General features: G+C 52.6%; 11 protein-coding genes and 1 other annotated feature (1 of these 12 running past the window's edge). Of the genes, 8 read left to right on the top strand and 3 right to left on the bottom strand.

What is annotated here, in order from left to right; all coding sequences use genetic code 11:
* Positions 1–6: a binding site (T-box leader), on the top strand; it begins 243 nt to the left of the window's first position.
* Between the two features lie 64 nt (positions 7–70).
* From trpE to trpA, 6 genes are read left to right on the top strand one after another with little or no spacing between them, the layout of a single operon-like run.
* Positions 71–1,537: an anthranilate synthase component I gene (gene trpE / locus H8S18_RS06205; protein WP_186857451.1), complete on the top strand. Its 1,467-nt coding sequence runs from the start codon at positions 71–73 to the stop codon at positions 1,535–1,537.
* Positions 1,534–3,192, top strand: coding sequence for a bifunctional anthranilate synthase component II/anthranilate phosphoribosyltransferase (locus tag H8S18_RS06200; protein ID WP_186857450.1), 1,659 nt, complete (start codon positions 1,534–1,536; stop codon positions 3,190–3,192). The genes trpE and H8S18_RS06200 overlap by 4 nt, the downstream gene beginning before the upstream one ends.
* Positions 3,189–3,968 (top strand): indole-3-glycerol phosphate synthase TrpC, encoded by a 780-nt coding sequence (gene trpC, locus H8S18_RS06195; RefSeq protein WP_186857702.1) that lies wholly within the window; start codon positions 3,189–3,191, stop codon positions 3,966–3,968. The genes H8S18_RS06200 and trpC overlap by 4 nt, the downstream gene beginning before the upstream one ends.
* Entirely contained in the window at positions 3,965–4,576 is a 612-nt protein-coding gene (locus tag H8S18_RS06190; protein ID WP_186857449.1) for a phosphoribosylanthranilate isomerase, read from the top strand. Before trpC ends, H8S18_RS06190 begins: the two co-directional genes overlap by 4 nt.
* A complete protein-coding gene (trpB, locus tag H8S18_RS06185) occupies positions 4,573–5,760 on the top strand; it encodes a tryptophan synthase subunit beta (protein ID WP_186857448.1) in 1,188 nt (395 codons plus the stop codon). The genes H8S18_RS06190 and trpB overlap by 4 nt, the downstream gene beginning before the upstream one ends.
* A complete protein-coding gene (gene trpA, locus H8S18_RS06180; RefSeq protein ID WP_186857447.1) occupies positions 5,753–6,532 on the top strand; it encodes a tryptophan synthase subunit alpha in 780 nt (259 codons plus the stop codon). Before trpB ends, trpA begins: the two co-directional genes overlap by 8 nt.
* A gap of 366 nt (positions 6,533–6,898) precedes the next feature.
* Here the strand turns inward: trpA and H8S18_RS06175 are convergent, their stop codons facing one another.
* From H8S18_RS06175 to H8S18_RS06165, 3 genes are all read right to left on the bottom strand, one after another.
* Positions 6,899–7,855, bottom strand: a complete 957-nt coding sequence (locus tag H8S18_RS06175; protein ID WP_186857446.1) for a polysaccharide deacetylase family protein — start codon at positions 7,853–7,855, stop codon at positions 6,899–6,901.
* A gap of 174 nt (positions 7,856–8,029) precedes the next feature.
* Entirely contained in the window at positions 8,030–9,730 is a 1,701-nt protein-coding gene (locus H8S18_RS06170) for an ammonium transporter (protein WP_186857445.1), read from the bottom strand.
* A 100-nt stretch (positions 9,731–9,830) separates the two neighbouring features.
* Positions 9,831–11,915 carry a glutamine synthetase III family protein gene (locus H8S18_RS06165; RefSeq protein WP_186857701.1) on the bottom strand — a complete coding sequence of 695 codons (2,085 nt, stop codon included), beginning with the start codon at positions 11,913–11,915 and terminating at the stop codon, positions 9,831–9,833.
* A gap of 328 nt (positions 11,916–12,243) precedes the next feature.
* Between H8S18_RS06165 and H8S18_RS06160 the strand changes: the two genes are divergently transcribed.
* The gene (locus tag H8S18_RS06160) at positions 12,244–13,362 is read left to right on the top strand and encodes a class II glutamine amidotransferase (protein WP_186857444.1); all 1,119 of its coding nucleotides are present in this window, start codon (positions 12,244–12,246) and stop codon (positions 13,360–13,362) included.
* 1 nt (position 13,363) lies between these two features.
* Positions 13,364–14,869 (top strand): glutamate synthase-related protein, encoded by a 1,506-nt coding sequence (locus H8S18_RS06155; RefSeq protein ID WP_186857443.1) that lies wholly within the window; start codon positions 13,364–13,366, stop codon positions 14,867–14,869.

The following is a 14,869-nucleotide window of genomic DNA, read 5'->3' as shown; positions in this document are numbered from 1 at the left end:
CCTTGGAGGATGGAAAGCTTTTTTATTGCAAAACGCCGGACGGCGTGAACGGAAAGAAAAGGAGAATCAAATGTTGTATCCGGACAAACGGGAAGTAGAAGAATTGCTCAGGGAATATGATGTCGTACCAGTGTTTTACGAAATCCTTTCGGATAGTTGTACGCCAATCAATATCTTCAACTCATTACAACAGGGAGAAGAGACTTGCTTTATTTTGGAAAGTGTGGATCATTCACAGACATGGGGACGCTATTCGTTTATCGGCGTACATCCCAAAATGGAGCTTAAGATAAAAGACGGGAAAGCAGTGACGATCGAGAACGGGCACGTGGCCGTACGTCTGGTAAAGGATCCGGCCGCCTACCTGTCGGGCCTCATGGCAAAATACAAGTCCCCGGTCTTTCCTAACAGGCCCAAGATGACAGGCGGACTTGTGGGATATTTTGGTTACGATATGGTGCGCTATATGGAAAAAACCCTTACCCATGCACCGCAGGACGACCTCGATATGCCGGACTGCCACCTGATGCTGTATGACGAGATTGTGGCCTTTGACCACTTGACCAACAAGGCGGTCATCATCCTGAACATTTATGCGGATGAAGATCTTGACAGGCAATACGGGTCGTGTATCCAAAAAGCGGAAGAGATCGCAGGGAGGCTGAACGCGTTCGTACCGCCCAGACAGGCCGGACTCAATGGTGGGATTAGCGTTTCCTCCAATATCACCAAAGAGCGGTATATGGAAAATGTTGAAAAAGCGCAGGAGTATATCAGGAACGGCGATATTTTCCAGGTAGTGCTGTCACAGCGGTTTGAGATCGCCAACCCACCCGATCCGCTTGACGTATACCGCGTGCTTCGCGCAAACAATCCATCGCCGTACCTGTTCTATTTCAAACTGCGGGATTACAGTATTGCGGGCGCTTCGCCGGAAATGCTGGTGAACGTAACAGGGGGCGTTGTTACCACAAAGCCCCTTGCCGGGACGATCCGCCGGGGAGGGACAGATGAAGAGGATGCGGAGCTTGAGCGGGAATTGCTCACCGACCCTAAGGAACGCGCGGAGCATACGATGCTTGTGGATCTTGGGAGAAACGATGTAGGGCGCGTAAGTAAATTTGGAACGGTGGAAGTGACCAAATTTATGGAGGTTGAGAAATATTCCAAGGTGATGCACCTCATGAGCGACGTAAAAGGGATATTGCAGGATGGCCTTTCGGCGGTGGATGCGCTGATGTCGGTGCTTCCAGCGGGGACTCTTTCGGGAGCGCCCAAGGTGCGCGCGATGGAGATCATCGACGAACTGGAAAACGAACGGCGCGGGCTTTACGGCGGGACGGTCGGCTATCTCGGTTTTGATGGGAACATCGATACGTGCATTGCGATCCGCACGGTACTGTTTAAAGACGGTAAAGCGTATGTACAGGCAGGAGCGGGTATTGTGGCGGATTCCGACCCGGAAAAGGAATTTAAAGAAACGGAGAACAAAGCCCTCGCGGCGGTAAATGCAGTGAAGGAGGCGGCAGCCTTATGATAGTGTTGATCGATAACTACGATTCTTTTACCTATAACCTTTATCAGGAGATCGGGGAACTTTACGGGGAAGTGGAAGTCTTTCGCAACGACGAAATTACCCTTGGAGAAATCGAGAAAATGGCTCCGCAAGCGATTGTTATTTCACCGGGGCCGGGATATCCGGACTCCGCAGGAATATCCGTGGACGCGGTAAGGACGTTCAGCGGCAGAATACCGATCCTCGGCGTGTGCCTCGGGCACCAGGCGATTGCGGAAGCGTTCGGCGGGAAAATTGTCCGTGCAGGCAGGCTGATGCACGGCAAGGCCAGCAGTATTGCGATAAAGCAGGATAACTCCCTGTTTTATGGCCTGCCGGAGACCGTCCTTGCCGCACGGTATCATTCACTGATCGTAGATGAAAGTACGCTGCCCGGCTGCCTTGAAATTACGGCGCGCGACGAGTCGGGGCAGATTATGGCCGTTTCTCATACGGAGCACCCGACTTATGGAGTACAGTTCCATCCGGAATCCATTTTAACAAAAAGCGGGCAAAAAATGCTTGAGAATTTTCTGGACCGCGTGGCACACGTTCCGGTGCGGCATCTCGATTTTGACGAAACCCTGCTTCCACCGGAACAGCGCAACCTGCTAAAACCGTATATCTTTAAAGTGATCGAGGGAACGGATCTTTCGCAGGACGAAGCCTATGAGGCAATGGATTGCATTATGAGCGGCGGTGCGACGGATGCGCAAATCGGTTCGTTTATCACGGCACTGCGTATGAAGGGTGAGACCATTGATGAAATAACCGGTTTTGCGCGTGTGATGCGCAACAAAGCCGCGGTAATGCCGCACAGTGCCGCGGCAATCGATATCGTGGGAACGGGCGGCGACCTTGCGAATACCTTTAATATTTCCACGACTGCGGCGTTTGTAGCGGCGGGAGCGGGGCTTCCCGTGGCCAAGCACGGCAACCGCAGCGTATCAAGCAAGAGCGGAAGCGCGGATGTCCTTGAAGCGCTGGGGGTAAAGATTGACATGACGCCCGCGCAGGCAAGCGAGTGCCTTGATTCTTGTGGGCTTTCGTTCCTCTTTGCGCAAAAGTTCCACGGGTCGATGAAATTCGCCGCCCTGCCGAGAAAGCAGATCGGCGTGCGGAGCGTATTCAATATTTTAGGGCCGCTCGCCAATCCGGCATTTACGCGGTATATGTTGATTGGCGTATACGACGAGGCGCTTATGGAGCCGATGGCAAAGGTGCTCCAGAATCTTGGCGTAAAAGGAGCTATGGTGGTACATGGAAGCGACGGGCTTGACGAGATTACAATTTCCGGCACGACAAAAATTTGTGAGATAAAAGGCTCCAAACTGATTAAGTATGAATTGGACCCACGCGATTATGGAGTACGGCTCGCGGACCTTGATGAGGTGGTGGGTGGAACCGCGGAAGAAAATGCGCAAATTACACTTGCTATTCTCAGCGGGCAAGAACGGGGAGCCAAGAGAGATATCGTTCTTTTGAATGCCGCGTGCGCGCTTGTCATCGCGGGGAATGCGGAAGATATCGGACAGGGACTTTCCCTTGCACAGGCCTCGGTGGATACGGGTGCGGCGATGGAAAAGCTCGAGGAATTGAAGGCGCGGACATGCGGCTTCGGAAAGGAAACGCCATGATTTTAGACGATATTGTTTCTTATAGGAAAAAGCAATTGGAATATGAGAAGGAGGTTATGGGCGAAAAAGAGGTCATGGACCGTGCGGCAGAGGATGAACGCATACCCAAAGACTTTTTGGGAGCCCTTCAAAAAAGCGGGCTTTCTGTAATTGCAGAGGTCAAAAAAGCCTCGCCGTCAAAGGGGGTGATCCGTGAAGATTTTACGCCGATCGAGATTGCGAAGGAATATGAGAAGGCAGGCGCGAACGCAATTTCAGTCCTCACAGAAAAGCGTTATTTTGAGGGAAGCAGCGAGTACCTGCAGGCAATCCGTGAAAAGGTGGATCTGCCGATCCTGCGCAAGGATTTTATCATCGACGCTTACCAGGTTTATGAATCCCTCGTAATCGGCGCGGATGCGGTGCTTCTCATAGCGGCGCTGCTTGACAGCTCCACGATCGCACGTTTTATGCGTATTGCGGATACGCTCGGTCTTGCGTGCCTGGTGGAGGTGCATAACGAGAAAGAGCTTCGCACTGCGCTCGACGCGGGCGCGCGAATGATTGGCGTCAATAACCGCGATCTTAAAACGTTCGAGGTAGACTTGCAAACGACACAGAGGCTGGCAAAGTTGATCCCCGCGGACCGGGTAGTCGTTGCGGAAAGCGGAATATTGACAAATGCAGACATGAAGGCCGCCCTTTCTTATGGTGCGGACGCGGTACTCGTCGGTGAAACGTTGATGCGTTCGGACGATATTCCAGGAGAGCTGGCCAGGCTGAGGCAGGGCGTATGAAGATAAAGCTGTGCGGTATGCGCAGGGAAGAAGATATCGGCTATGCAAACCGTTACAGGCCGGACTATATTGGTTTTGTATTCGCAAAAAGCCCGAGACAGGTGGGCAAGGAGCGGGCGGCGCAGCTCAGGCGGTTGTTGGATCCGGATATCGAAGCAGTGGGCGTATTTGTAAACGAACCGGTTTTGAGCCTGGAAAAGATTGTGCGGGAAGTGCCTCTTCATGTGATACAGCTCCACGGCGATGAGGACGCGGCTTATATCGGTGCCGTGAAGAAGCTGGGGATTCCCGTATGGAAAGCGGTCAGGGCACGCGCCGAAAGCGATATACGGCATGCGGAAACGCTGGGGGCGGATGTGCTGCTGATCGACGCTTTTTCACCGGACGTATACGGCGGAACGGGAAAAACTGCCGATTGGAGCATGATTGCCCGTACGCAGCCGATGCAGCCCTTTTTCCTTGCGGGTGGACTCCATGCGGGGAATATCATGGAAGCTGTGCGCATGGTAGAGCCGTTTGGCGTTGACCTATCCGGTGGGATAGAGACAGGCGGTTTTAAAGACGAAGACAAGATCAAAGAGCTGATGGGGGAACTGAAAAAGTTATGAACAAAAAAGGAAGATTTGGTACGCACGGCGGACAATACCTGCCCGAGACGCTGATGAACGCGATCATCGAGCTCGAGGAGGCGTATGAACAATACAAAAACGACATGGCATTTAAAGGAGAGCTGAAAGGCTTGCTTGCAAATTATGCAGGCCGTCCTTCCCTTCTTTATTATGCGGAACGTATGACACGGGACCTTGGCGGCGCAAAGGTCTACCTGAAGCGCGAAGACCTCAACCACACAGGTTCGCATAAGATCAACAACGTGCTGGGGCAGGTGTTGTTGGCGAAAAAAATGGGAAAGACCCGCGTGATCGCAGAGACGGGCGCGGGACAGCACGGCGTGGCAACGGCGACGGTTGCCGCGCTGATGGGCATGGAATGCGAGGTCTTCATGGGGAAGGAGGATACGGAGCGGCAGGCGCTGAACGTTTACCGTATGGAACTTTTAGGCGCGAAAGTACATCCTGTAGACAGCGGGACAGGGACGCTCAAGGATGCTGTCAATGAGACGCTGCGGGAGTGGACTTCGCGTGTCAGTGATACGCATTACGTACTGGGATCAGTGATGGGCCCCCATCCGTTCCCCACGATCGTACGGGATTTCCAAAGCGTAATCGGCAAAGAGGTAAAAGAGGAGCTGCTGGCGAAAGAGGGCAGCCTGCCGGACGCGTTGATTGCCTGTGTAGGCGGCGGCAGTAACGCCATGGGTCTGTTTTACGATTTTATCGGAGACGAGGGCGTGCGCCTGATTGGCTGCGAGGCGGCAGGGCGCGGAGTGGATACGGATCAGAACGCTGCGACAATTGCAAACGGCACACCAGGCATCTTCCACGGTATGGAATCATATTTTTGCCAGGACGAATACGGACAGATCGCCCCGGTATATTCGATTTCAGCCGGGCTCGATTATCCGGGCATCGGCCCGGAACACGCATGGCTGCACGATACAGGCCGTGCGGAGTATGTACCTGTTACGGACGATGAAGCGGTGGAAGCGTTTGAATACCTGTCGCGCATGGAAGGGATCATTCCTGCAATCGAAAGCGCGCATGCCGTGGCCTGCGCAAAAAAGGTTGCGGCCGGGATGGGCAAGGATCAGAGTATTGTTGTGAACCTTTCAGGCAGGGGAGACAAAGACGTAGCGGCGATTGCGCGTTACCGGGGGGTGAATATCCATGACTAAAACAAAAGCGGCGTTTGCCGAAGGAAAAGCATTTATCCCGTTTCTTACGGCGGGCGATCCCAGCCTCGCGGTGACGGAAGAACTGATTGTGGAACTGGCGTCAGCGGGAGCGGACCTGATTGAGATTGGTATCCCGTTTTCGGATCCGGTGGCCGAAGGACCGGTGATTCAAAGGGCGGACGAGCGGGCGCTTGCCGCGGGAATCACGGCAGACGGGATATTTGAGATGGTGCGCCGCGTGCGGGAAAAGACAGGCGTGCCGCTGGCTTTTATGACATATATTAACCCGATTTACCGCTATGGAAGCGAACGGTTTGTAAAGCGGTGCGCAGAGATGTCTTTGGATGCGCTGATCGTACCCGATTTGCCGTTTGAGGAAAAAGGGGAACTTCAGCCGTATTGTGCGAAGTATGGAGTGGACCTTATTTCATTGATCGCGCCCACTTCCAAGGCACGCATCAGGACCATTGCACGTGAAGCGGAGGGATTTTTGTATTGCGTCTCGTCACTGGGCGTGACGGGGGTACGGACGGCTATTACGGCGGACGTGGGAGAGATGGTTTCCCTTGCGCGCGAGGTTTCGAATATTCCCTGTGCGATCGGCTTTGGTATCGCTACACCGCAGCAGGCGGAAGATATGGCACGGAAGGCGGATGGGGCCATTGTGGGAAGTGCGATCATGAAGATCATCGCTAAATATGGAACGGATTGTGTACCGCATGTAACGGCATATGCGCGGGAAATGGCCCAGGCCGTGCACGGAGTACGGTAAGAAATAGAAAGCGGGAGCTGTATTGGGAGCAAAAATAGAGGCAGTTTTTGTGCATGAAAAGAAAAAAGATTTAAGCAGGAAATAAGTGAAAAAAAGAATAACCAGCAAATACAGGTAACGGATTTTTGTGCTGCGGATCAGTTTCACCGGGAATTTGCTGCGCAGCCTTGCCTTAACCACTGCAGGCACCGTGATTTCAATCGTGATTGGGAACACCGCTTTGTTTTCAGCCATAGTTGCATTTCCTGCTATACGCTGCATATTTTTAGGAGTGTATTGAGCGGCAAAAAAACAGGCTTAAGTCCACGCACCCGCCTGTTTTTTACTTCCGGCTTTTTATCATTTAGTGTCGTGTCGGAAACTATTTTATTGCAGCGGCAGGATCTCGTAGCCCTGCCCGCGCAGCGTGTCGATCAGGCTGGAAAGGATTGCTGTATTATCCGTGGAAACCGCATGAAGCAGCACAAGCTCACCGGGATGAATATTCTCAGTAATCTTTGCCAGGGCGGCCTCTGGACCCATTTGGTCGTCCGGCTCGTAATCATAATAAGCAAAGCTCCAAAATGCACTTTTATAACCGAGCGCTTGCGCGAGCGCAAGCGTCTGCTGTGAATATTCGCCCATGGGCGGACGGAAGACCGTCATTTCGATTCCATAGGTGTCGCGCATAAAGGTGTGCAGTGTTACAATCTCGTCGCGTGCCTCTTCGAGCGTGAGGTCGGGCATGGAAAGATGCCGTACACTATGGTTGCCGATCACATGGCCTTCATCGATCATCCGCTGGACAAGCGCGGGATTATCGCGCACATAGGAATAGGTGACAAAAAAGGTAGCTTTCTGGTCTTTTTCTTTCAATACATCAAGGATCGCCGCTGTGTTGCCGTTTTCATATCCTTCATCAAACGTAAGATAAAATTTCGGCTCCTCAGGCATGATGAAGCGGGCGTCATATTTCCCGTAGGCCTCCTGTGCGGACAGCGCGCCGGTAGGGCGGTTCAGGCTGTCCTTTTCAAGGCCCTGCCCCCAGCCGTTCTTTGTTCCGTCAAGCAAGGAAATTGCTTCATAATCGATGGAAAGCTCCTCGATCGGCGTTTTTGCCGGCACGGGCGCAGGCGTTATGGAGGGAACAGGTGTGGGAGAAGGGGAAGGCGAAGGAGACGGGGCAGGAACCGGGCTTGGTGCAGAAGAGGGCGCTGTTGCAGACGCAATGGCAAAAGACGGCGTATTTACTGAAGTTCCCGCGTTGGGAACCTGTGCGCATCCTGTAAAAACAATGCCGCTTATCATAAGAAAGCACGATACGGAAAAAAGAAAACGTTTCATCTGGGGGCTCCTGTTTGTGTCGTTCCACCAACAGTATACCACAGGCGGGAACGCGGCCCAAGCAAATGGAGAAAGAGTTCACAAAAATGATGCAAAACGGGCTTTTAGATAAAAGAAAGAGGAACGGCATTGCCTGCCGCCCCTCTTTGTAGACAGATGTAGAAACCGGGAATTTTATTCGCATTTGTCCTGCAAGGCATCATAGCCTTCTTCGCCGGTACGTACTTTGATAACGTTTTCCACGTCATAAACAAAGATCTTTCCATCTCCAATATGTCCAGTGTAGAGCGCCTCTTTGATTGCATCAATCGCCGTCTGGACAGGGATTTTGCAGACCACGATTTCTACCTTTACCTTAGGCAGCAGGTTGATATCCACGGGTACGCCGCGGTAATATTCCGTGTGGCCCTTCTGCATGCCCGCACCCATGACCTGGGATACCGTGATTCCCGTGATGCCGATGCTTTCCAGTGTGGATTTAAGGGCGCCGAACTTATCCTGATTGGCGATCACGACGAGCTTCGTCATTTTCACGTCTCCGGAAGGAACGCCGGCTGCTTCCTTGGGCATGCGCTCTACTGGCACCGCCTGTTCGAGAGACGTCGGCTCATCTGCCTTTACGCCTTCCGTTGTCAGGAAACCGGTTGCCGTAGCAGGCATGAAATCGGCGTAACCGCTCGCAAGGCCGTGTTCTTCGACATCAAGACCCGCAAGTTCTTCCGCTTTGGAAACACGCAAGCCCACCGTATGTTTGATTACCTGGAATACGACCGTCATGGTAACGGCTACCCAGGCAATAACGGAAACGACACCAAGCGCCTGTACACCGAGGAAGGAGGCGTCGCCCGTATAAACGAGACCGCCGTCCACTGCGAAGACACCGACGAGAAGCGTTCCCACCGCGCCGCAGAAGCCATGCACCGGAACCGCTCCGACAGGATCGTCGATCTTAAGCTTTTTATCCAACAGTTCCACGCCGAATACCACGACAAATGATGCGATAAGGCCGATGATAAAAGCTGCCCATGGATCGACCATATCACAGCCCGCAGTGATCGCCACGAGCCCGGCGAGAGCGCCGTTGAGCGTCATGGAAACATCGGGTTTTTTGTAGCGGATCCATGTGATTGCCATCGCGCCGGTCGCGCCTGCGGAGGCGGAAAGACTCGTTGTCGTAAAGATTTTTCCTGCCCAGTTCGCGCTGTCGCCCTGTACGCTGAGGGTGGAGCAGCCGTTGAAGCCAAACCATGCGAACCACAGGATAAACACGCCGAGGGCCGCAAGCGGGATGCTGTGCCCGAGGATCGCTTTGGGCTTCCCGTCTTTGCCATACTTGCCGATACGGGGGCCGAGGATCTTCGCGCCGATAAGCGCGGCCACGCCGCCCACCATATGAACCGCTGTGGAACCCGCAAAATCGTGGAACCCGAGAGCCGAGAGCCAGCCGCCGCCCCAAATCCAGTGGCCGGAGACCGGATAGATGACAAGGCTGATGATGATACTATAAATACAATAGGATGAAAATTTGGTACGCTCTGCCATCGCTCCTGAGACAATTGTCGCTGCCGTGGCGCAGAACATGGTCTGGAAAATGAAAAATACATACGGGGGGATGTCGCCCATCAGGTATTCGTTCTGCACGAAAAAATCCGGAGTACCGATGAAGCCGCCCGCCGATACGCCGAACATCAGGCCGAATCCGACCGCCCAATAGACGACGGAACCGAGTGAAAAATCCATCAGGTTTTTCATAATGATGTTACCGGCGTTCTTTGCCCGCGTGAGGCCTGTTTCGACCATCGCAAAACCGGCCTGCATGAAGAAGACCAGCGCCGCGCCCAAAAGCACCCATACTGTGTCAACTGAAGAAAACATAATGAAACCTCCTAAAAATATTTAAGGCGTGCCCCCCGGGATATTGGGGAGACACGCCTTTGTGTCAAACGGATATTTAAACTGACGGACTGCTGCATGCTCACACGCTGAACAGCAAGTCGCCATAGGTCGGCCACGGCCAGATTTTTTTGCTGACAAAAGTCTCCATGGTATCGGAAATCCCACGAAGCTCTTGCATGGCCGTAAATACATAGTCGCGGTAATATTTCGCGCACTCGCCGATCTCGCTGAATTGTTTTACACCGAGGAGCGCCTGATCGAGCGCGTCGATCGCCTTTAAAAAGCAGGTGAGCTGCGCGGAAAGCTCGCAGGCGAGCCGTTCTTCCGCCGCGGTTTCCGCGCCGATCTGTTTTTTTGCGAGAACGGCGTCGGTAAGTTCCTTTGTGTATGCGCTTACCGCGGGGATGATGCTCTTCTTGGACATTTGCAGCATAGTCAGCGCTTCGATATTCAGCGTCTTGCAGTAATTTTCCAAGATGATTTCGTAGCGGGAATGCATCTCTGCCTCCGTAAAAATGTGATGCGAGGTAAAAAGCTTCACATTTTTTTCATGGATGAAGTAGGGCATGCAGTCTGCTGTAGATTTCAAGTTTAAAAGCCCGCGCTTTTCTGCCTCCGCCACCCATTCGTCGGAATAGTTGTTGCCGTTGAATATGATCCGTTTATGCTCCTTCATCGTCTTTTTGATCAGTTTCAGCACGTCCTGCGCAAAACATCCGCTCTTTTCGAGTTCATCCGCAAATTGCCTGAGTTCTTCCGCAACGACGGTATTAAGAACGATATTAGGACCGGAGATCGAAAGACTTGAACCAAGCATACGGAATTCAAACTTATTACCCGTGAACGCAAAGGGTGAAGTCCTGTTGCGGTCCGTCGTGTCCTTCTGGAAATTGGGGAGGACGTGTACGCCCATTTCCATGTCACATTTCGCATGGTCTATATAATCGCTGCCTGTTTCGATCGATTCCAGCACGTTTGTCAATTCATCCCCGAGGAACATGGAGATGATCGCCGGGGGCGCTTCGTTTGCACCGAGGCGATGGTCGTTGCCCGCGCTTGCAACGGAAACACGCATCAAGTCCTGATATTCGTCCACACCTTTAATCACGGCGCACAGGAAAAGCAGGAATTGCAGGTTGCTGTGCGGGTCGTCGGTCGGATTCAAAAGATTTTCGCCCGTATCGGTGCAGATCGACCAATTGTTGTGCTTACCGCTGCCGTTTACGCCCGCGAAAGGTTTTTCGTGCAGCAGGCAGGCAAGGCCGTGCCGGTAAGCGACGCGCCGCATCACCTCCATCGTGAGCTGGTTATGGTCGGTCGCGATATTTGTTGTTGTGAAGATCGGCGCCAATTCGTGCTGGGCGGGAGCTACCTCGTTGTGTTTTGTCTTGGCGAGCACGCCGAGTTTCCACAGCTCTTCGTCAAGTTCTTTCATAAATGCGGATACCCGCGGGCGGATCGAACCAAAATAGTGATCGTCCATCTCCTGGCCTTTGGGCGGTTTCGCGCCGAAAAGGGTGCGGTTGCAGTACTTGAGGTCCCGCCGTTTTTCATACATTTCGCGGTCGATTAAAAAATATTCCTGCTCAGGCCCCACAGTTGTGAGGACGCGCCTGGCTTTGGTGTTCCCAAACAGCCGCAGGATACGCAGCGCTTGGTCGTTCAGGGTTTCCATCGAACGAAGAAGAGGCGTTTTCTTGTCGAGCGCTTCGCCGCCGTACGAACAAAAGGCCGTGGGAATGCAGAGAATACCATCCTTAATGAACGCGTAAGAGGTTGGATCCCAGGCTGTATATCCACGCGCTTCGAAAGTCGCGCGCAGGCCGCCCGAGGGGAAACTCGAAGCATCCGGTTCACCCTTGATGAGCTCCTTGCCCGAGAATTCCATAATCACCCTGCCGTCCGGAGTAGGGGAGATGAAGCTGTCATGCTTTTCAGCTGTCGTCCCCGTCATCGGTTGGAACCAATGGGTGAAATGAGTGACTCCGTGCTCGATCGCCCAATTTTTCATCGCATTTGCAACAACATTCGCAACGCCGATATCAAGATCTTTTCCGTCTTCAATCGTTTTTTTCAGGGCTTTGTAGGTCTCCTTAGGCAGGCGCTCCTTCATTGCCGCATCACCGAACACCATACTGCCGAACAATTCCGGTACCTTTGTCATTTTCATCGATCCTTCCTATTTTATAGATTCTTTCTAAAATGTGAAAGGCACTGCGGGAAAAATTTTTCAGGTTTTCCGCAGCGCCTTTGCTGTCCACGTTTTGAATTATAAGGCGGCAAAAATGAAAAGTCAAGAGGTTTCAGTGAAAAAATGAAATATTTTTTAAGTAAATTGCAATATATTGAAATGAAGAAGCGCGATAATCCGAAAAACGGAATAAAAAATGCAAGAAAAAATAAAAAAATTTCATTTATCTATTGACAGGAGTTTTTCAGGAGCGTATCATTACGAATGTAAAAAATGTATCGGAAAAAAGGTGGAAAAAGTGATGCAACCAAGAGAAGGCCAAGTAAGAATCCCCTCAGGATGTGCAATTTCCGGAATGTTTTCCAGGGAAGGAAAACGGATGGACGGAAGCTCTATAATAAAATCAATCGCCACGATGCACGACCGTTCGAACGGACTCGGCGGCGGATTTGCGGGATATGGCATCTATCCGGAATATAAGGATTATTATGCATTCCATATCTTTTACGACCACAAGGCAGCAAAGCTTGCCTGTGAGGAATTCCTGGAGGAGCACTTCGATATCATCAACCTCTCCAAGATACCGACCAAAAAGCATCCGCGCATTACGGACGAGCCGCTTATCTGGCGATATTTTGTAACGCCGCTGCATACGAAACTCAAAGAAAGCCAACTCGATGAAAAAGAATTCGTCGTGCGTAGCGTGATTAAGATCAATACGAAAATCGAAGGCGCTTACGTATTTTCCAGCGGGAAGGATATGGGTGTTTTTAAAGCGGTGGGCTACCCGGAGGATGTCGGCGAGTTTTACCGGCTTGACGAATACAGCGGATATTGCTGGACGGCGCATGGACGCTATCCGACCAATACGCCCGGCTGGTGGGGAGGGGCACATCCGTTTGCCATGCTGGATACGTCGATCGTACACAATGGCGAGATATCTTCCTATGACGCTAACCGCCGCTATATAGAAATGTTTGGTTATAAATGTACGCTTCTTACGGATACGGAAGTTATCACTTATATGATCGACTATCTCGGAAGGCGGCAAGGACTCAGCTATGAAGAGATCGCAAACGTGATTGCAGCCCCCTTTTGGAGCACGATCGAGGGTATGCCGCCTGAAAAGCGTGCAAAATTCACCTACCTGCGCAATGTTTTCTCCAGTATGCTCATCACCGGTCCCTTTTCTATTTTACTGGGATTTGAAGGCGGTATGATGGCGCTGAACGATCGGCTGAAACTGCGTTCTATGGTCGCGGCCGAAAAGGACGACATGGTCTATGTGGCAAGCGAAGAATGCGCAATCCGTACGATCTGCCCCGGGCCGGATAGGATCTGGGCACCGCGGGGGGGAGAACCGGTGGTCGTAACGCTTAGCACACACGGACAAAACGAACGCTCAAAGGAGAGTGCGTAAGATGGGAATCAACTATTTATATCCTGATTATGAGGTGGTGCGCAATTCCGGACGCTGTATTGCGTGCCGCGTATGCGAGCGGCAATGCGCCAACGAGGTGCATGCGTTTGATGAAGAAATGAATGTAATGAGAAGCGACGACGCGAAATGTGTGAACTGTCATCGGTGCGTATCACTTTGTCCGACACGTGCACTTAAAATAGTTAAGACAGACCATACCTTTAAGGAAAATGCGAACTGGACGGGAGAAACGATCAAAGAACTCTACCGGCAGGCGGGAACGGGCGGCGTATTGCTTTCTTCGATGGGAAACCCGCAACCTTATCCGGTCTATTGGGACAGGCTGCTCATCAATGCGTCGCAGGTGACGAACCCTTCCATCGATCCGCTGCGTGAACCGATGGAGACCCGAACCTATCTTGGAAAAAAGCCGGAGCGCATCCTCCGGGACCAAAACGGGGAGATCGCATACAACCTGCCGCCGCAGCTCACGCTTAACGTACCGATTATGTTTTCGGCGATGTCCTACGGATCGATTAGTTATAACGCGCACGAGAGCCTTGCACGCGCGGCACGGGAACTGGGCACCTTCTATAATACAGGGGAAGGAGGCCTGCATGAGGATTTTTATGAATACAGCGCCAACACGATCGTACAGGTGGCGTCCGGCCGTTTTGGCGTACACAAGGATTACCTCAATGCGGGTGCAGCCATCGAGATCAAGATGGGGCAGGGCGCAAAGCCCGGAATCGGAGGACACTTGCCCGGGCAAAAGATCGTGGATGACGTTTCACGCACACGCATGATCCCGGAAGGAAGCGATGCGATCTCGCCCGCGCCGCACCACGATATCTATTCGATTGAGGATCTGCGGCAGCTTGTCTATTCCTTAAAAGAGGCGACGGACTACAAAAAACCGATAATCGTGAAGATTGCGGCGGTACATAATGTGGCGGCCATTGCTTCCGGGGTTGCACGCAGCGGGGCAGATATCATTGCGATCGATGGATTCCGCGGCGGAACGGGCGCGGCGCCTACGCGTATTCGTGACAATGTGGGGATACCGATCGAGCTTGCGCTTGCGAGCGTGGATGCGCGCCTGCGCGACGAGGGAATACGCAACCATGTATCGATTGTCGTGGGAGGCAGCATCCGCAGCAGCGCGGATGTGGTGAAGGCAATTGCGCTTGGCGCGGACGCGGTTTATATTGCGACGGGCGCGCTCCTTGCGCTCGGGTGCCACCTGTGCCGCAGCTGCCAGGCAGGAAAATGCAATTGGGGTATTGCCACGCAGGAACCGGAGTTGGTGAAGCGGCTCAACCCGGATGTGGGCAGCGAACGGCTCCAAAACCTCGTTCATGCTTGGGAGCATGAGATCAAGGAAATGATGGGCGGTATGGGCATCAATTCTATTGAAGCTCTGAAGGGAAACAGGCTGATGCTGCGCGGGATCGGGCTCAATGAGAAAGAACTCAGTATCCTTGGCGTGAAGTATGCGGGTGAATGA

It is taken from the genome of Christensenella tenuis, from assembly GCF_014287795.1.
GTDB classification, from domain to species: domain Bacteria; phylum Bacillota; class Clostridia; order Christensenellales; family Christensenellaceae; genus Christensenella; species Christensenella tenuis.
The sequence above is the reverse complement of the archived record's forward strand: the minus strand, read 5'-3'. Positions and strand labels throughout refer to the sequence as shown.